Here is a 19,986-nt window from a genome sequence, read left to right on the forward strand (position 1 = left end):
ATTATGCGAATATCCTTACGCTAAGGCTCCAAATGAAAAACCTATTCCTATTTTGTCGCTCAGGCTATGAAAAAGACTGTGCGGCAGAAATTCAACAACGGGCAACAGAATTAAATGTGGGTGGTTTTGTTAAAACCAACATCAACGATGCCTATGTGATTTATCAATGTTTTGACGATAATGGTGCCGATACGTTAGTTAAGGAATTGGCGCTTAGTTCATTAGTTTTTGCGCGTCAGATGTTTGCCGCGGGTGAGTTGTTGAGTGATTTGCCTGAACAAGATCGAGTCGGGCCTATTGTGGCTTCATTGGCCGCGCTGTCAAAATGTGGTGAGCTACGCGTTGAAACGCCTGACACCAATGAAGCAAAAGAATTATCTGCATTTTGTCGTAAATTGACAGTGCCGTTACGTCAAGGTTTAAAAAAGAGCGGCGCATTGCTTAACGCTGAAAGTGACCGCCGTCCTATTATTCATGTGTGTTTTATCGGACCAGGCAAAGCGTATGCGGGTTATTCGTTAAGCCACAATAGTTCGCCACACTTTATGGGTATTCCTCGGTTAAGAATGGCTGCAGATGCACCAAGTCGTTCAAGCCTTAAGCTAGATGAAGCTTTTGGAGCCTTTTTAACTAAAGAAGAGCAAGAAACACGTTGTCGTAGTGGGTTAAATGCCGTTGATTTAGGCGCTTGTCCTGGCGGTTGGACTTACCAATTAGTTCGCCGTGGGATGATGGTGGCTGCGGTAGATAACGGTCCAATGGATCCAAAATTGATGGAAACAGGCCAGGTGAAGCATTACCGTGCAGATGGTTTTCGTTTTGAGCCACCGCGTAAAAATGTGTATTGGTTAGTGTGTGATATGGTTGAAAAGCCAGCCCGAGTTGCTGAATTAATGGAAGCTTGGGCGATTAATGGTTGGTTTAAAGAAGCTATTTTTAATCTTAAGTTACCCATGAAAAGCCGCTATAAAGAAGTTAGCGTGATTTTAGAAACCATTGGTGCCATTTTAACTGAAAATGAAATTGATTTTAAAATGCAGTGTAAGCACCTTTATCATGACCGCGATGAAGTGACCGTGCATTTATGGATATTCCCTGAAAAGGGTGTGAGCTACGCATAAAAATACTATTGTGCCGCTAACAAAAAGCCCCTTATGCAACGCTGCATAAGGGGCTTTTTAGTTAATGACAGATAACTCAGTCATTAACGTAACCATATAGAATTATCCTAGACGCTCGAGTACTGCTTGAGTGAAGTCGGTAGTGCCGTGAGTGCCGCCTAAATCGCGGGTAGTACGGTCACCTTCTTCAATAACAGCCGATACAGCGCTACGGATCATCTCAGCTTTATCAGACATGCCTAAGTACTCTAGCATTTGAATCGACGCTAAAATTACTGAGGTTGGATTGGCTAAGTTTTTGCCTGCGATATCTGGTGCACTGCCGTGTACAGCTTCAAAAATAGCGGCATCGCGACCAATGTTTGCACCTGGAGCCATGCCTAAACCGCCCACAAGACCGGCACATAAATCAGACAAGATGTCGCCAAATAGGTTAGTCGTCACAATAACATCAAAGTTTTCAGGATTCATAACCAGTTTCATACAAGTGGCATCAACAATCATTTCTTCGGTGGTGATGTCTGGGTAACGCAAGCTCACTTCACGTGCCACTTTCAAGAATAAACCTGAAGTTGATTTCATGATGTTAGCTTTATGAACGATAGTCACTTTTTTACGATTTTCTTTACGAGCAAGTTCGTAAGCAAATGTGGTGATTTGCTCTGCACCTTGACGAGTAATAATACTGGTCGCTTCGGCTGTTTGACCATCGTCAGAGATTTTTTGACCTAAGCCTGAGTACATACCTTCAGTGTTTTCACGCACGGTAATGATATCAATGTTCTCATAACGCGCTTGGGTTCCTTTAAATGAAATCACCGGGCGTACGTTAGCATAAAGACTGAACTTTTTACGTAAGCTCACATTAATAGAGGTAAAACCTTCACCGACAGGTGTGGTTAATGGTCCTTTAAGCGTAATGCGATTTTTCTCGATAAGGTCTAATGTACGTTGCGGTACTAATTCACCGTGTTTTTCTAACGCCGTTAACCCTGCATCAGCAAATTCATATTCAAAGTTACATCCTGCTTTATCGAGGATTTTTAATGCTGAATCGATAATGCTTGGGCCAATCCCATCACCTGGGATCACGGTTATTGTACGTTTTGACATGAATAGTCCTTCCACAGTTGTGGTTACTGCAATTGATAGACCGCATATATGGCACGGCTAGGTGACGATAAAAAGCGTCGTTTTTCTGCGGCGTATTTTAACGACTTTTAATGTTTATTTACAGAAAATAGTGAGTATTATCACATTATTTCCGTTATTTTTAAGTCAATTCTAATTTGATTGTTTTACTATGAACCTTTATTACAAATCGTTTACTTGTAAAGTATCTTAATGCTGAAGATTTATCTGCGGTTCAATGTTTTATTGGCAGCATTAGCTTATTCTGTAAGCATTTTTTATAAAGACGACTTTGGTCGCATGTCATGTCTTTTGCTGGTTGGCTTAACGTTAGCTAGTCAATATTGAGATAATCCAACACGATGATCTATTACGGTGATCTATAAAAATAATCAATCAACGTTACCATTAGAGGAAAACTGTGAAATTATTCAATTTAATTCCATTGGCAGTCTGTCTGTCATTTAATGCCCATGCGGCTCCACAACGTGCACTGTCCCTTGATGACATTATGCATTTTGAAACCTTACAACAGCCGGTTATTTCTGATAATGGCAACGTGATTGCGGTACAGGCTACTCCTGATAGAGGCGATAGTCGTGCATTAATCCGTTTTAGTGATAACAGTAAACAGTATGAAATTGCCAATGGCACCGATGTGAATGTCAGTGCTGATGGCAAATTTGTGTTGGCGACCATTGAAGCGAACTTATTTGAGCGAGAAACCAAGAAGAAAGCCGATTTACCCCATGAAGTGGTCTTACTGAATACTCAAAGTGGTAAGCAACAGACGTTTGAGAATGTTGAATCTGCACTATTTAGCGACAATGGTCATTTTTTAGTTTTAAAATTTAAAATTAACAAGCCTGAGTCTACGAATGAGAAATCTGAATTATCGGAATCTAAGGCTGTTGAATCCATTGCTTCTGAGTCTAAAGCTTCTAAATCTATTATCTCTGAATCAACGGTTGCCGAAAATACTGCTAAGGTTGAAGATGATACTCATGTTGAAATTGAGGAAGCAGATAAAGGCTCTGATGTTCGGTTAATTAATCTGGCTACCAACCAACACACCAAGCTATCTGATGTGACCCAATTTGCTTTTGATAAAGCTGGGAAGCATTTTGTTGCAGTCGTTAATCAAGGTAAAAATCAACTGCACCAGGTAGTGCTGGTAGCATTGGATGACCAAAAACAGCGTCAGCTTTATGGTAGTCGCGATGAACATATTGAAGCATTAGCGATCAGCGATGATGGTCAATATGTTGCCGTGACGAAAGGCGCTGCGAGTTCGACACGCTATGGCCGTGAGCACAACATGTTGCTTATTGATGTAGAGCAGAATAAACAACAGCAATTTGCCCAGTCTGAAGCTTGGGCATATAACCAATATTCAAGCTTACAGTTTTCAAAAGACGGTCAACGTTTGTATGTTGGTCGAGTTCCCCAAGTTGCTCAGCAAGCTGAATTAGCTGATTATCAAAATGCCAATGATGTGTTTAATCCAGAGATTATCACGGCGAAAAAGCAGCTACGCATTTGGCATGGTGATGATGCCAAAATTAAGCCTCAAGAAGTCAAAGAATATGAGCAAGAATTAAAACGCACTTATTTAGCTGTTTTACACTTAGATTCAAATAAGTTAGTTCAATTAGCTGATCAAGTGGTGCCAGATGTTACTTATGGTGAGCAAGCGCGTTTTTTATTGGCCAGTTCAGATGTGCTATATCAAAAAATGATCACCTGGGCAGGTTTTTATCGTGATGTGTATTTGGTTGATGTAAACAACGGTAATAAAATTCCAGTGTTAACTCAGCAACCCAGTGATGCAATGCCTACACTGTCACCGAATGCTAAGTTTCTGGCTTATTATCAGCAAGGTAACGTGTTTCTGTTAGACATTGCATCTCAACGTCGGGTTAATTTGACTGCTAATATTACGACACCGTTTGCTGATGAAGATCATGATTATCCCAGTGCTGCACCCGGTTACGGTTTTGGCCCTTGGCTAACTGATGATAGTGCGATAACCGTTTATGATAAATATGATGTATGGCAGTTTAATACCGCATCGAGCCAAGGGTTTATGTTAACCAATGGCGAAGGGCGAAAGCAGAAAACTCAATTCAGGCTAGTTGGCTTAGTTAAGGATGAGTTGTTACCCGCAGTAGTGAGTGATGCTGAAACTGTGCTATTGCAAGGTTATAGTCATCTATCAAAAGCAGACGGTTTTTTCAGCGCCAAAATGGGTGTTGCTGGTGTGAAGCGCTTAACCGAAAGCAACAGTAAATTAACGTTGCTTGCCAGAGCTAATAAAGCCTCGACAGTGGTGTTTTCGAAACAGCGCTATGATTTATATCCTGATTTATATATTGCAGCTAATACCTCACCACAGAACGCCCAACAGGTGACCCAACTGGATAAGCAGCGTAAACCCTTTAAATGGGGCAATGCGGAGCTAGTACATTGGCGAGATGGTGACGGTGTTTACATGGATGGGGTACTCATTAAGCCAACAAATTACCAAGCCGGTAAACAGTATCCAACCTTAGTGTATTTCTATCGGTTTATGAGCGATAGGCTACATGCGTTTCCTGATATGAAGCTCAATCATCGACCTAACTTTGCTTGGTATGCAGACAATGGTTATGCGATTTTCTTGCCTGATATTCGTTTCGAGATAGGTTATCCGGGGATCTCTTCAGTAAAAGCACTGACCGCAGGCGTACAAAAATTGATAGCGATGGGGATTGCCGATCCTGATGCTGTTGGTATTCAAGGGCATTCTTGGGGCGGCTATCAGAGTGCATATGCGGTAACCCAAACCAATATCTTTAAAGCTGTTGTGACTGGTGCTCCGGTATCGAATATGACCAGTGCTTATAGTGGCATTCGCCATGGTTCAGGGCTAGCAAGACAATTTCAATATGAAACGGGCCAAAGTCGAATGGGCGAGAGTCTGTTCAAGGCACCACAAAAGTATATTGAAAACTCGCCGATTTTTTATGTCGATCGCATTCAAACACCCATGATGATTATGTTTGGTGATAAAGATGATGCTGTACCATGGGAGCAGGGTATTGAGCTATATCTGGCAATGCGTCGTGCAGGCAAGGATGTGGTGTTTTTACAATATGAAGATGAGCCACATCATTTGAAAAAATATCCCAATAAACTTGATTATACCATTAAGATGAAGCAGTACTTCGATCATTACTTAAAGGGTGAGCAAGCCCCAGATTGGCTCCGCCAAGGTGAAGCTTATCAGGAGTATAAAAAAGTAGATTAAAACGGCTATCAATGTTTATCTGAATTAACTTTTTACGCCCTATGCTAATACCGATAGGGCGTTTTTTGTTATTGATACCACAGACAAATAAGCAACTATTGTGGTTCTTGATGGGTTATTGGCACCGCAAAATATTGATCTTCAGTGTCTTGTCCCCATGCAATCAGCAGATTATCTCTAAATAACAATGGGGTGCACTCTTCTTTAGTGGTTTCACCGTCTGATTTTATGTGGTGGGTACGGTAATACATCACTTGATATTGTCCATCAATGCCGGTTTTGGCTTCGACAAAATCTGCACTGCCTAATAATGTTCTGATCTCATCAAGGCTTTGACCAAAGCTGACTTCACTCATTTTTTGTAAGTTGAATGCTTGGCGATCATCCCATGCTCGGTCTTCTGGCTGTGGTTCATAAACAAAAATCACCACGGCAACAAACAGTAAATAGGCAGTGAAAATTCCACCGATGATATACGTCACTTTTGTATTCATAATCTGTGTAATCCGTTATGGTATTAATACCGTTGAGGTTATGTGTTTTTACTCAACTCTGGATAATAAACGGTTATCAAATAACACTTTTTTGTTATCTGTATTGTATCGACTTACCATAAGCCTACTATCATGTTAAAACCCTTGGCAACATCAATAGCAAGAGTGATAGCAGACGTTAAATACACTTATTTTTAACGCTTTAGCCCATCCCTTATCCAGAGTAGAGGTTAGCTTATTATGGCATTAGTTTGTTATTGGATTGATCCTAAATTGTTTCAAATTAATATTCAGTGGAATATCGCATTGTAACTGCGCTAATTTATAACTAATTCTGGCAATCTCTTTTCCTTCGGCTAATTTAAGTGCTTGCTTGGCGCCAAGGTTATCTAAAGAACGATATAAATTAGCTAGCGTTCTAAATTTATTGAGTAAATCCGCTGCAGATTTTGGGCCTATGCCCATAATTCCGGGAATTTTATTGCCGCTGTCACCCGCTAATGCAATAAAGTCGAGCATTTGGTATTGCTCTATTCCCAGTTTCTTTTCATATTGCGCAACATCAAAAACGTGCTGATTAAAGTGATCCCACAAGGTGAGATTTTTGGTCGGTAACTGGCTAAAGCCTTTGTCGGTTGACACAATAATCACTTCACCCTTGTTGCTGATCATTTTCATCGCGATGGTGGCGATAACATCATCGGCTTCAGATTGAGCGTCGAAAGAATTGATATCGTGTTCAGCCAGTGTGGCTTTGATATTTACCAGGCCATCACTTAATGCCGTCGGCATGGGTTTACGACCTTTTTTGTAATCACTGTACAGCGTTTTGCGCCAAGATGGCTCATTGCCATCCCAAACGACAATGCAATGAGTCGGTTGATGTTGTAACAGCATTTTTTTGGATGCTGCTAAAACACGTTCTTGAACGCTGGTAATATCGTTTTCATCAGGTAGCACCGCATGAATGCGGCGTACGAGATTGAGTCCATCAATAATGAGTAATTTATTCATTTGTTTTTATTATTTCGTAGCAGGGCACGTAAGCGCTGCCTGGCAGTTTCATTCGTTGTTGTTTAACAAAAGCGTTTAATAGCTTATCCATCATTAGCATGAGCTTAGCATCACCTTCAATCTTAAAGGGACCAAACTCTTGAATTAACTTGATGGTATCGCCTTTTACGTTACCGGCGACAATACCTGAAAACGCTTTACGTAAGTTAGCGGCAAGTTCTGCCTTATTTTCTTGAAAATAGAGATTCAAATTTGCCATAACTTCATGGGTCGGCGCAAAGGGTAATTGAAATTCGGGTTCAATTTTGAGTGACCATTGATACTGGTAAGCATCACATTTTTCTTTGCGATAGATTTTTACTTGCTCCATGCCTTGCTTCATTATTTGCGCCACTTTGGCAGGGTCGCCGATAATGATTTGATACTTACTCTGTGCTTCTTCGCCTAATGTTGCCCCGATAAATTCATCGATAACGGCAAAGTATTCAGCACTTTCAGCAGGTCCGGTTAATACCAGTGGAAAGGATGCATGGCAATTTTCTTTATTTAATAGGATACCAAGAAAGTAGAGTAGTTCTTCAGCCGTACCCGCGCCGCCAGGGAAAATGACAATACCATGGCCTAAACGGACAAAGGCTTCTAGACGCTTTTCTATGTCGGGTAAAATGACTAATTCATTAACAATTTGGTTTGGGGGCTCAGCAGCAATAATACTGGGTTCGGTTAAGCCGATATAACGGGCGTTGTGAACTCGTTGTTTTGCGTGGGCAATCGCCGCGCCTTTCATTGGGCCTTCCATAGCACCAGGGCCGCAACCGGTGCAAATATCCAGTCTACGTAACCCAAGTTGGTAACCTACATCGCGGGTATATTGGTATTCAATAGCATTGATGCTGTGTCCTCCCCAACAAACCACCACATTAGGGTCTTTCATTGGCGAGATTGCTTGAGCATTGCGTAAAATATCAAACACAACATTGGTAATGTGGCTGGCATTACTTAAGTCAATATGCTTTAAATTTTCGTACTTATTGCTGATGTATATAATATCGCGGAGTACTGCAAACAAATGTTCTTGAATACCGACAATGATTTCCCCGTCGACGAAGGCTTGCAGAGGAGGGTTGATGAGTTCAATTTGGATGCCTCTTTCACGCTGTAAAATATTAAGGCTAAAAGATTCATAGCGACTAAACAGGTCTTCGGAACTGTCGCTGATAAGGCCTGAAGCTAACACCGCGAGTGAGCAATTTCGATATAATTGGTAAAGGTCGCTTTTTGCACCTTGTTTCAGACGTTCGACTTCTAATTGTGAAAGCTGATCTAGACTACCACGTGGACTAATTTTTACTATCATAAGCAACTCCTTTGGACTCGAGTGTTTGATGCCGAGTCCAAAGAAAACTGTCTTGGGAGGCTAGATATCAATAACGACTCGGTCTCTGCCGTTGTTTTTTGCTTGGTATAATGCAGCATCTGCTCTTTCGAAAGCTTCTTCAAGCGTTTCGTTTTCCATCACTTGTGCAGCACCTATAGATAATGTAACTGTAATTCTCTGATTTTTAAACTTAAATGGAATATTTTTGATTTTCTCTCTCACTCGATTCAATAGTTGAGAGATATGTTCATCAGTAATATCAGGTAATAGTAATACAAATTCTTCACCACCATAACGAGCAACAAACTCGCTATCGCGTAATGAGTTTTTTAACGCCATAGCAATGACTTGCAGGGTTTTATCGCCGGTACTGTGGCCAAAGCTATCATTAATGCCTTTAAAGTGGTCTATGTCTGTAATGGCTATCCACAGTGGCGTTTTAAAGCGGACATGGTTGCGATACTCTTGCTCCATGCGATCTTCTAACGCAGTACGGTTTGCTAATTGGGTAAGCGGATCGAGTAGGTTGAGCTTTTGATGTTCAAATAGTTTTTCTTTGTAGCTATTCGCTTCCTGGCTCATTGAATTGAGCTCTTTACGCATTGTCTCTATTGATTTACGTAAAATGGTTTGTTCACGTTGTTCCAGTGCCTCTTTACGAGACAGTGAATCGCGAAGTGAAGATAACTGCACCGTCAGTTGAATCTTTAATTGGTTAAGATCATCTGCATCTACCACTAACTCGTCGGCGTTATTGACGCGTAAATTGATTTCTTTATTTAATTGACCTTTAAGTTGCTCACAACGTTGGTTGTTGTTATGGGTGTTGTTGACCACATCGCGAACGATAGTCAGAGCATCGTTGAGGGCAAATAAAAAGTCTTGTGATGCGGTTTTTTCGCGAGCAATATTTTCTAATAGTAAGCTTAATATCGATTGGTAAGAATCCAGTAAGTTATTTAAGCTGATATCACCAAGTAACACTTCTTTTATGACTAGAATTTGGTCCCGTTGATCTTTTCTAAATTCAATTTCAGCAATTTTAGCGGCAAGCTCTTTAGCTAGCTGAATATGGTGAGGCAAAATTTCGTAATTGTCGGCATCAGCAAATTCGTGTTTTAAAATTTCTTCATAGAAAAAAATCAGTTTTTCAACTTTGGGAATGTATTCCCATACAGTATGGAATGGTTTGCCTAATTCTTGTTTAAAGTAGGTGATTTCTTTTTTGAGTTTGTCTGGCGCAGAGTTAATTCGTTGGATCTGACGGATCACTCGATTGAGGCCATTACGACTGTCTTCTAAACGAGTCATGGTATGGCTATATTGAGATTTTAATAGTCTTTCGATATCGACGAGTTCAGGTAGTGCCTCGTCAATTTGCTCAAAATTGTGCATATGATGGCGCAATTTAGCCAGTTTATTATCGAGTTCTAAGTTTTGCCCTTTACAAGCAAGACTCAGATGAGTGATAAATTGAATTAATGTTTTCAATTTATCATTACGATCGATATTTATTTCTTCGAGAGCAAGTTTAGCTGCATGGAGCTTTTGCTTCATCAACGAAATTTGAGTTATCGCTGTATTTGACTCTTTCATTTTGCAGTGCCTACTTTCATTCTTCAGCTAAAGGCATCTATTGCCGTGATTAGGATATTAATTTAGACGGCAAATCGAATTTATAGTAATTAACATATCATCGATTAACATTATAGTAATATTATCTCAATAATGTTGTGCAGCAAATCCAATTATCGTACAAAATCTCATAACTGGTCACAATAGCATGTTTATTAATCAATTAGTTTTTCGGCCAGTTGATCTCTTGGGTGTTACGATTACTTTCTGCACGAATGATGCCGCGATTAAGTGCTTGAGTCAGATTTAAATAAAGTGGGCGCATAAAAACAGCCGCTGGAGCGAAATTAAGTGGTCGCAATGACACATAAGCGGGTTGCTCAGTTATTTCCATGGCTGCAGCAAGTGCGTATTGCAATGTTTCAAATTGTAATTCAGCACTGATGCTGGCATCTGGGTTACCCAGTAGTGGCAAATTAATGTGACCAATACTGGCATGTTGGACCGCGGATATGTTAGCAAAATTTGGTATAGTAAATTGGGTCTCATGTAATTGTTTAAGGCAATCAATTACAGCATGTAAGATATTTTCTGCGTCGTATTGCTTATCGAAATAACATGCAATCAATCCTGAACGTATTATATACACTTCAGTGTCTAGGTGTTTACTGAACAGGCTATTAAAATTTTGCATCAATGCGATAGATTCAGTGAGCCCAAGTTGAATATCAATATTGTTTAATTTATTGATATTCACTAACGCGATCGTTTTAGACTCAGTGTGTTTAAGAGTGCTGATGCGTTGAATAAACGCCCTGTAACCTTGGGCTTGCGTTATAGGGTCTATGGTATTTAAATGTTGGGCGTTAAGGTATAAGGTATTTCGCTGTTGAAATTTTCTGTAGATAAAAAACAACACGATAATCGCAATACTGAAACCGAGAATTAATACTAAAATGATAAATTGACTATATTTATTCTTTGCCGTTTGTTGATGTAGTTTATTACGTAATAAACCCAGTTCGAATTTTAATTTTTGTTCAGTGAGTTCAGAGAAATCATTTGTTTGTTCGGTTTTTTGTTGCGATGTGTTGATCAGCTCAACAATGGCATCGACTGTTGCAAGTGCTGCATTGAGGTTGTTTGTTTTGCGATATGCGGTAGATAAATAGCCTAATGCTTCTGTTTGCACATCATTTAAATGTTTCTTTTTAGCCAGTTCAATAGCCTTGTTCGCATGATCAATAGCCTCATTCCACATGCCTTCACTGGTATTTATTTGGGCAAATAGTAGTTCATTATGGACTAAGTAATGTTCTACTTTCCGAGCTCTAAATATATCATTTGCACGTTGCATTACGTTCAATGCTGCTTGGATATTATTTAATTTGAAGTAAGCCTCGCCTAAGTTGTGGTATGTGAGCCCTATGGCGATTTCATTTCCCATACGCTCATTAACTTGCTGGACATTTAAATAATAGTCGATGGTTTTATTCCATTGATCTTGGCCAGCGTAAATCATTGCGATGACCGTCAAGGTCTCTGCTAGGTAGACATCTTGACCTATCGCTTGAAGTATTTCGGCAGCATTATGGGCATATTTTAGGGCATCATCCCATTGTTCTAAATCTCGGTATGTACGCGCAAGATTAAGTTGTGTATGGGCTTTAATTCCGGGGTAATCCAGACTATTGGCTAAACGAAATGCTTCACTGTAGTGCTGGAGTGACTTGGCTTGATCGCCATTAAGATTGTAATAACGACCTAACTGGGTTTCGGCATCGGAGATAAAATAATTATTGTGTAATTGGTAAGCGATATCGCGGTAACGATTTAAGTGAGAAAATGCCGGCGTAGGTTGAAGTAGCAATGAATGTAACATGCTGAGTTGTTCATGAAGTGTTGATTTAAATAGCGTACTTTCTAAACTGACATCTGTATTAACCATATTCAACGCATTATTTGAATCAACAATCACCTGATTATATTCTTGGTTTTGACGGCCTTTAATTCGCGCTTTAAGCATGATGACGACGGCTTGCTCAAGTGTGGTTGATGCAATGGCGTCTAATTGTGTTATGAGCAATTTAGCGTCTTTATACTTAGTAGGTGATGTAAGCTTTGCTTCTAAATTCAGTCGAGCCAGCAGCTCTAAATCGCGATGAAGTTCATTGGGTGGGTAACTTAATTCATTTGCGGCTTGCTCAAATTCCTCCTTATTTGAAAATTGTAAAGGAAACTCTGTGGCCTTCATTAGTTTTGTATACAGCTTTTGAGGATTTTCTTTGAAAAATATTTCTTGCTGCTCAATATCCCTTGCTGAAACCACTGAACTTAATAGTATCGAACATAATATGACCAGAGGAAAACATCGCAGCATAGTAAGAGATACCTTTTATAGTGTTAGTTAACGTGGACTTCATTTTTACGTGGAATGAATAAATAAATTTACCTGGGTCAGATGTTCTCACCGGGTGTTTTCCACTAAATTGCAAATTGCCACTGTGTTAATGAGTCTAGATCGTTATAATTGTTCGGAATTTAAAATAAAAACAATAGAATCATACCAGAAGGAACCTAGAGTGAAACCTACTTCTCTTGCAATTTTAACCAGCAGTGCTATTTTTTCGATGAGTTGGGCAATGCCTGCACTTGCAGATGTCGATTACCATATCGATATTAACCAACCCACACACCATTTAGCCCAAGTGAGTGTGTCATTCCCTCAAACCAATTCGGATGTATTAACGGTCAATTTACCGGTATGGCGAACAGGTCGTTATCAAGTATTACCCGTTGCAGATGGCGTAAGGTTGTTTAATGCGACCGACAGTAAAGGACAATCATTACCTTGGAAACGCACTGCCAGTGGCGAATGGCAAATCGCCTTAACCAAACCTACATCGGTGAAGGTGACATATCAATTACATGCCAATGAGCTTGGTGATCGTTTACGTCACATTGATAGTAGCCATGCTTTTTTAGATGCCAGTGGTGTATTTATGTATAGCCCTGCATTTCGTCAGCAACCCGTTACGGTCAACATGGAAGTTCCTGAAGGTTGGAAAAGTTACTCTGGCATGGATAAAGGCAGCACATCACATTCATTTAAAGCGGCCAATTATGATGTGTTAGTTGATTCACCGATAGAAACAGGCATAAACCAACATGTCAGCTTTGAGGCTGACGGTCGTGATTACGACGTGGTATTTTGGGGCGAAGGTAATTACGATACTCAAAAAATTGTAGCAGATCTCACCAAAATCAGTGGTCAGGCATCGGCTATTTGGCCTGATTATCCATTTAAACGATATGTGTACATGGTGCATGCAACCAGTGGTGCTCGTGGTGCAACAGAGCATCTCAATTCTACTATTATCCAATTACCACGATTTAATTTTCGTGAACGCGAAGATTATTTACGCTTTATCAGTACCGCCTCGCACGAGTTTATTCATACGTGGAATGTTAAAGCTTACCGACCTCAAGGGCTGGTTCCGTATGATTATCAGTCGGAAAATATGACCGATTTACTGTGGATGGCTGAAGGCTCCACCAGTTATTTCCAAAATCAGTTATTGTTACGCGCTGGAGTGATAACCGCCAAAGAGTTCTTTGACGATTTAAGTCAACGTATTGTGCTTAATCAACATAACCCAGGTCGTGAAGTCCAATCTGTCGCAGAAGCCAGTTTAGGCCAGTGGAGTAGCACTTGGGGCGATTATGCGGTTAATCACAGTGTGAATATTTACTCTGAAGGTTACTTGGCTTCAATGGCACTTGATTTTAGTTTGTTAAGCGATACGCAACTTGCTCATTCATATAGAGATGTCCATAAAGCGCTTTATCAACAATATAAAATTCCATTAAGTTATAACGTCGCGGACGTGCAATCTATTTTAAAAAATCTTTCTGGTAAAGATTACCAGTCGTGGTGGGCTGAATATGTAAACCAACCGTTTAGTTTATCTTTTGATGACTTGTTGGCACATGCTGGTTTGATCACGACTTATGGTCAATCTCCAAAAACAGAAGTAGATGCCGGAATGATGTTGTCTGGCTTATATAACGATTTAATTATTGCGAGTGTGCTAAAAAATGGCCCCGCTTGGAATGCTGGTGTTGCTGCCGGAGATGAAATTGTTGCTGTTAATGGTTTAAAGGTTACCGCGGATGGTTTAACTAAACGTCTTAATGATTTTAATGTCGGCGATACGATTAAACTGAGTATATTCAGGGATGAGCGGTTAAAGGAAGTGAGTTTACTCCTGACTGAACAACCTAAAGGTGACTTATCAATTGCATCCGTAGATAAGGTAACTGATGCGCAGAAAGCGTTTTATAAAGCATGGTTGGGGGTTGAATGGCCGTTTGATGACAAGGGTGAGTGGATTAATACTACTGACTAAAATGTTGATTTGCATATCCCAAAACGACCTTGAAATGCAGGATCCAGCATGTGGAGAAGTGACGCTTCAGAAACGATAACAAGCGAACGCTGCGCTCACGGATAAAGCGGTCTCGCGCCTAAGCTCTTGGCTTGTTATCGCCCTTTCGCTCGTCACCGCTTGCTACCTTAAGCGGTTGTGACAGCTTCGCTGTGCTGTCTGCTTTTATAGAATCTAGCCGCGTAGCGTCCTAGCAGCCCAGCGCTCTAAGAATAGTGATATTAATTCTCTTCAATCACTGCCTTGTTCAGTTATCCTACGGGGCTTTGAAACGAGCATGTTGAAGTGGCTTGGTTGAATATGTCATTCAGTATTGAGATGCGAGCCGTTATGATAAATAAAATGCCCTGAGAACAGGGCATTTTTGTATGATGGTTACGCCGGAGGAGCTGTTTCGATAAAAAATGGCTCTTTTTCTATTGTGGCTAAAAATATTTTCAGTTTTGGATAATCTTCGATATCAATCCGTTGGCGGAAAACCGCCCAACTTAAATAACAACCTAAACGCAATTGCACATCATTAAACGGTCCGTATAGCGGTAGTTCGAATTTTTCAAATTCAGCTAGTGTTGCGTTAATGCGTTGTGCTTGTCTGATTGTGTAATCAAAACGTTCAATATCAACGCCATCACGAGACAAGAAAAACAAGTTAATTGAACTGTCTAGAGCAGTGTTGATCATGCAAAACTGATCAAGTTCTACCACGGTATCAAGGTACGTTTTTGATGACTTATGACGGATGTAGCGCAATATAGCGCTTGAATCCGTTAACGATAACTCTCCATCGTGTAAAAAAGGAACCCGTTTTGTAGGGGATAGCGTTGCGCTGCTAGCCTGATCTGTTTCAATAAATTGATAATCTAATGTTGATTCCAATAAGGCTATTCGGCAATGCCGAACAAAGGGAGACGTAAAGCTACCGTAAAGTTTCATGGGATACCCTTATGGTATTAAACGCTTTGCTCTAAAGGACCAAATGCTTGATTTACCGCGTTGACGAAAGCCACTAATTCACTGCCCATCAAGGCAAAGTCAGCGTCTAAACGTGCTAATGGATCTTCGGTACCAACGTCATCACTACCTGCTCTAAACTCTTCAGAAAACTTAAGTCGTTTAATACTGGCATCAGACTGCATTAAAAAAGCAATCGACTGACCAAAATGCAATGCCAATTTGTGCACTTGCTTACCTGTCGCAATATGGGCAAGCACTTCATCTTCTTGAAGCACTTGTTGTTTAAAGCGAACGATACCGCCTTCATCAGAGTCTGACTTAAGCTCGGCTTCATCTTGCATTTCAAATGGCGCCGGTGCTTCACCCGCTTGCAACCATTGCGTTAATGTTGATTCGATTGGTGTGGCATAACTTAGCGGGATAACCGGTAAGCTACCTATCGCTTTACGAAGCAGTGCCAACAACTCTTCCGCTTTAGTCGCACTAGAACTATCAACTAAAATCATTTCTAGCTCAGGCATGATGAGTGCATGAGTTTGGCTACGTCGAGAAAATGCACGAGGCAATAATGTTGTGGTGATTTCGTCTTTAATGGTGTCTTTTTCTTTTTTAGTGACTTTCCGATTCTCTAACTCTTCAATCTCTGCCACTTTTTCATCTAAGGCTTCTTTGATTACTTGGCCTGGGAGAATTTTTTCTTCTTTCGTGACGCAAATTAGATAGCGATTTTCGGCACTATGGACTAATGCCTGGCCTTTTTTGCCTAGGGCATTAGAAAAACCAAACTTGCTTATGTCTTGGCTTGAACAAGGAGAGAAAGTGAAATCAGCTAAGGCATTTTCTAATGTTTCGGTATCTGTCGTAAAAGGTTTGTTGAAACGGTACAGGGTGAGATTTTTAAACCACATAGAAGGCTCTCATTAATTAACAGGAAAAATAAGTTACTGCAGTTTACGGGATAGATGCAAAGCGGTAAACCTACAAAAAAACACTAATAATACGACCGCTGTCGTCACTAGGGTTAGAATTCATCAAATTGTCACATTCCCCCAAACTTCCTTGAAACCACTGCTGTAGCTAGATCTACTGCGCAATAATGTGGTTCGGTATGGCAAATATTCATTTTTAATCAAGCATTGCAATATTTCTGAAACATTCGCAAGGCAAAATTCTGCTCGTTCCGATACAACTAACCCAGAATAACCATGACGAAATATGCGTCGAAAGGATGAAATGATGAATGTTTTTTGTAAAACTCTATTAGCCTCTGCAATGGCAGCCTCTTTAGTATCAAGTGCTTATGCGGCAGATCCTTTACAAGTTTATGGAAAATTAAATGTTACAGCACAGTCTAATGATGTTAATGATGAAACTGAAACAACTATTCAAAGTAATGCATCACGTTTTGGTGTAACCGGTGAGTTTGAGTTAAGCAAATCATTAGAAGCTTTCTATACCATCGAATACGAAGTTAATACCGGTGATGATGACAAAGAAAACTTTTTAGCTCGTAACCAATTTGTTGGTTTAAAAGGTAACTTTGGTGCCGTTTCTGTAGGTCGTAACGACACTATCCTTAAAGTATCTCAAGGTAAAGTTGACCAGTTTAACGATTTATCTGGTGACGTAAAAAACATGTTCAAAGGTGAAAACCGTATGGCGCAAACTGCGACATACTACACACCTATGTTTGGTGATTTTCAAGCGGGTGTTACGTATGTTGCATCTGGCGATTCAGACCAAGTTGTTGGTGACAATACAACTGGTGAAGATGGTGTGAGCATGGCTGTAATGTACGGTGATGCAGGTCTTAAAAGTACACCAATATATGCAGCGATTGCTTATGATTCAAAAGTAAAAGGTTATGACACTGCACGTGCAACGGTTCAAGGTAAAGTTGCTGGCTTAGTTATTGGTGGTATGTACCAGCAACAAGAAGCAATAGATAGCGGTGTAACAGATAACGGTTTCTTATTAAGTACAGCTTATGACATCAATGATGTGACACTAAAAGCTCAGTATGTCGACATGGAAAACAAAGGCGATTCATGGTCTGTAGGTGCTGACTACAAACTAGGTAAACCAACTAAACTATTTGCTTTCTACACAGCCAACTCGTTTGATTCAAATGACCAAGATGATAGCTATGTTGGTATTGGTATCGAACATAAGTTCTAAACCAGTCATCATGTGATGGTTAAATCTTCAATCAATTAAAAAGGGCTTAGGCCCTTTTTTTGTTACATTGCATTAACAGCAATGAATTTTTTATGACAGAAAGGCGTATTTAATGCCAGAATCAGCTGTTAGATCATAAATCTGTAACAAAAGTGTCCAATAATAGTCTCGTGGCAAATTAACGTAGAAACCCAATATGACAGCTAGGATATTAATAGTAGAAGATGAATCAGCAATCCGTGAGATGCTGACATTTGTGATGGATCAACATGGTTTTACGACAGCTGCAGCTGAAGATTTTGATTCAGCAATTGAGTTGCTTAAAGAGCCATACCCTGACTTAATTTTATTGGATTGGATGTTCCCTGGTGGTAGTGGCATCCAATTAGCTAAACGTTTAAAGCAAGATGAATTTACGCGTCAGATCCCGATTATTATGCTGACAGCTCGTGGAGAAGAGGAAGATAAAGTGAAGGGCCTTGAAGTGGGCGCTGATGACTATATAACTAAACCTTTTTCACCTAAAGAGCTCGTCGCACGAATTAAAGCTGTTTTGCGCAGAAGCGCACCAACGCGCTTAGAAGAAACTATTGATGTGCAAGGATTACAACTCGACCCTGTGAGTCATAGAGTGACCGTTGGTGACGCCGTGCTCGATATGGGACCGACAGAGTTTCGCTTATTGCATTTCTTTATGACCCATCCTGAGCGAGTCTACAGTCGAGAGCAGTTACTTGATAACGTTTGGGGCACCAATGTGTATGTTGAAGATCGAACTGTCGATGTGCACATCAGACGTTTACGAAAAGCCGTAGAAGAGGGTGGACATGATAAATTGATCCAAACTGTTCGTGGTGCTGGTTATCGATTTTCAACCAGAATGTAATTCGTATTGGCTGCTCGAAAAGTTCTGCCATGCTAGGCAGAGCTTTTTAAAAACTGTTTTTTTCGCTGTCTAGCCATAATAGTCGATTTAGGCTATCTTGTGGTTCCTCGTTAGCCCTAATAATCAGTAACGGCACTGAATGTGTTGGCGGCGTTATTTTCGTATTTAGGTAGCCTATGTTTATCTCGTACTCTGGATATCGTTTATTTTTCCGGTTAGCTATATTGCTTGTTTTATTCATGCTTATCGGCGCTTTATTCAATCAAGTTGTTATCGTTATGCTATTAGGCTCGATTGCATTACTTGTGTGGCATTATCGTCAAATTACTCGTTTAAACTTCTGGTTATGGAAAGATAAAAAGCTTACGCCTCCACAAGGGCGGGGAAGTTGGGAGGGCGTGTTCAATGGAATATATCGTCTGCAGGGCAAGAATCGACGAAGAGTGGGTCAGTTAGCTACGTTGTTAGCCCGTTTTCGTCAAGGCGCTGAGGCCTTGCCTGATGCGGCTGTAGTGCTTGATGCCGAACATAATATTTTATGGTGTAACAAGCTCGCTCAGTTAATCTTAGGGTTTGTTTGGCCTCAGGATAATGGTCAGAGAATTGATAACCTTATTCGACATCCTGATTTTTCGACTTATATAAAGAAAGCACAATACAAAGAACCATTAGAAATCCCTTCTCCCGTGTCCGATAAGCGTTTACTTGAAATTCGAGTAATGAGCTATGGTGATCGACAATTGCTGTTAATCGCTCGAGATGTCACCCGAATTCATCAGTTAGAAGGTATGCGCAAAGATTTTGTGGCAAACGTTTCCCATGAACTTAAGACCCCATTGACAGTATTACAGGGGTATTTAGAAATTATGCAAACCATGGAAGATGCAGACTCTCCTAATCACAAACCACTATCATTGATGCAGCAACAAACGACTCGGATGCAGTCGATGGTTGAACAGTTATTGGCACTGTCGCGCATTGAAGACGCGGTTGATATTGATTTATCGCAAACGGTCAATATGTCATTGATGATGGAAATTCTTAAAGAAGAAGCCAAAGCTCTTGCTGGCACCGACTATACATTAGTGTTTAATTGCGAACCCGGTTTGAATACCCATGGTAATGAATTGCAATTACGCAGTGCTTGTTCCAACTTGATTTCAAATGCAATACGTTACACCACTCCTGGTGGAACGATTTCGGTTAATTGGAAAAGTGTTGCAACCGGAGCGTTGTTTTCGGTGACCGATACCGGAGTGGGTATCGCTCCACAACATATTAACCGCTTAACTGAACGCTTTTATCGAGTAGATAATGCCCGTTCAAGTAAAACTGGCGGCAGTGGTTTGGGGCTAGCGATTGTAAAACATGCTTTAAACCATCATCACAGTGAGCTTAAGGTGATAAGTGAGTATGGTAAAGGCAGTATCTTCAGCTTTGTTATTCCAGCGCACTTGTTAGTTCGACAATAGCTAGCCTCTAGATTTTCAATCCTTAAAAAACAGCATACGTGCTGTT

Annotated in this window: 14 protein-coding genes; 6 read left to right on the plus strand and 8 right to left on the minus strand. The window is 40.4% G+C overall.

From position 1 onward, the window contains the following. The first annotated feature begins 32 nt into the window (after positions 1 to 32). Positions 33 to 1,121, plus strand: a complete 1,089-nt coding sequence (rlmM, locus tag AAEY97_RS13470) for a 23S rRNA (cytidine(2498)-2'-O)-methyltransferase RlmM (RefSeq protein ID WP_011638229.1) — start codon at positions 33 to 35, stop codon at positions 1,119 to 1,121. A 102-nt stretch (positions 1,122 to 1,223) separates the two neighbouring features. Here the strand turns inward: rlmM and AAEY97_RS13475 are convergent, their stop codons facing one another. Further along, a complete protein-coding gene (locus AAEY97_RS13475) occupies positions 1,224 to 2,234 on the minus strand; it encodes an isocitrate dehydrogenase (RefSeq protein ID WP_182751234.1) in 1,011 nt (336 codons plus the stop codon). A 439-nt stretch (positions 2,235 to 2,673) separates the two neighbouring features. Between AAEY97_RS13475 and AAEY97_RS13480 the strand changes: the two genes are divergently transcribed. Next, positions 2,674 to 5,541 carry a S9 family peptidase gene (locus tag AAEY97_RS13480; protein WP_350999343.1) on the plus strand — a complete coding sequence of 956 codons (2,868 nt, stop codon included), beginning with the start codon at positions 2,674 to 2,676 and terminating at the stop codon, positions 5,539 to 5,541. A gap of 95 nt (positions 5,542 to 5,636) precedes the next feature. Here AAEY97_RS13480 and AAEY97_RS13485 read toward each other — a convergent pair whose 3' ends face one another. The 5 genes from AAEY97_RS13485 to AAEY97_RS13505 all read right to left on the minus strand — a co-directional run bounded on the left by AAEY97_RS13485 (position 5,637) and on the right by AAEY97_RS13505 (position 12,256). Then, complete coding sequence (locus tag AAEY97_RS13485; RefSeq protein WP_101086492.1) at positions 5,637 to 6,035, minus strand: DUF3192 domain-containing protein; 399 nt, start codon at positions 6,033 to 6,035, stop codon at positions 5,637 to 5,639. 246 nt (positions 6,036 to 6,281) lie between these two features. After that, positions 6,282 to 7,049, minus strand: coding sequence for a flap endonuclease Xni (xni, locus tag AAEY97_RS13490; RefSeq protein ID WP_101086493.1), 768 nt, complete (start codon positions 7,047 to 7,049; stop codon positions 6,282 to 6,284). Further along, the gene (gene ppnN, locus AAEY97_RS13495) at positions 7,042 to 8,406 is read right to left on the minus strand and encodes a nucleotide 5'-monophosphate nucleosidase PpnN (RefSeq protein ID WP_192116290.1); all 1,365 of its coding nucleotides are present in this window, start codon (positions 8,404 to 8,406) and stop codon (positions 7,042 to 7,044) included. The genes xni and ppnN overlap by 8 nt, the downstream gene beginning before the upstream one ends. Before the next feature lie 60 nt (positions 8,407 to 8,466). Next, positions 8,467 to 10,023: a sensor domain-containing diguanylate cyclase gene (locus tag AAEY97_RS13500; protein ID WP_350999349.1), complete on the minus strand. Its 1,557-nt coding sequence runs from the start codon at positions 10,021 to 10,023 to the stop codon at positions 8,467 to 8,469. 202 nt (positions 10,024 to 10,225) lie between these two features. Further along, a complete protein-coding gene (locus tag AAEY97_RS13505) occupies positions 10,226 to 12,256 on the minus strand; it encodes a tetratricopeptide repeat protein (RefSeq protein ID WP_350999352.1) in 2,031 nt (676 codons plus the stop codon). Between the two features lie 328 nt (positions 12,257 to 12,584). On the opposite strand from AAEY97_RS13505, the gene AAEY97_RS13510 reads away from it, so the two are divergent. Then, complete coding sequence (locus AAEY97_RS13510) at positions 12,585 to 14,411, plus strand: M61 family metallopeptidase (RefSeq protein WP_335692440.1); 1,827 nt, start codon at positions 12,585 to 12,587, stop codon at positions 14,409 to 14,411. 414 nt (positions 14,412 to 14,825) lie between these two features. Here the strand turns inward: AAEY97_RS13510 and AAEY97_RS13515 are convergent, their stop codons facing one another. Further along, positions 14,826 to 15,383 (minus strand): glutathione S-transferase family protein, encoded by a 558-nt coding sequence (locus AAEY97_RS13515; RefSeq protein WP_162023579.1) that lies wholly within the window; start codon positions 15,381 to 15,383, stop codon positions 14,826 to 14,828. Between the two features lie 17 nt (positions 15,384 to 15,400). After that, positions 15,401 to 16,312, minus strand: coding sequence for a recombination-associated protein RdgC (gene rdgC, locus AAEY97_RS13520; protein ID WP_101086499.1), 912 nt, complete (start codon positions 16,310 to 16,312; stop codon positions 15,401 to 15,403). A gap of 325 nt (positions 16,313 to 16,637) precedes the next feature. Here rdgC and AAEY97_RS13525 point away from each other — a divergent pair, with 325 nt between their 5' ends. The 3 genes from AAEY97_RS13525 (at position 16,638) to phoR (ending at position 19,940) form a co-directional block, all read left to right on the plus strand. Continuing rightward, positions 16,638 to 17,582: a porin gene (locus AAEY97_RS13525; RefSeq protein WP_101086500.1), complete on the plus strand. Its 945-nt coding sequence runs from the start codon at positions 16,638 to 16,640 to the stop codon at positions 17,580 to 17,582. 196 nt (positions 17,583 to 17,778) lie between these two features. Beyond that, positions 17,779 to 18,468 carry a phosphate regulon transcriptional regulator PhoB gene (gene phoB, locus AAEY97_RS13530; RefSeq protein ID WP_011638217.1) on the plus strand — a complete coding sequence of 230 codons (690 nt, stop codon included), beginning with the start codon at positions 17,779 to 17,781 and terminating at the stop codon, positions 18,466 to 18,468. A gap of 176 nt (positions 18,469 to 18,644) precedes the next feature. Continuing rightward, entirely contained in the window at positions 18,645 to 19,940 is a 1,296-nt protein-coding gene (gene phoR / locus AAEY97_RS13535; protein WP_162023578.1) for a phosphate regulon sensor histidine kinase PhoR, read from the plus strand. Positions 19,941 to 19,986: the final 46 nt, after the last annotated feature.

The sequence above is a fragment of the Shewanella sp. TB7-MNA-CIBAN-0143 genome (genome assembly GCF_040310065.1).
GTDB lineage: Bacteria > Pseudomonadota > Gammaproteobacteria > Enterobacterales > Shewanellaceae > Shewanella.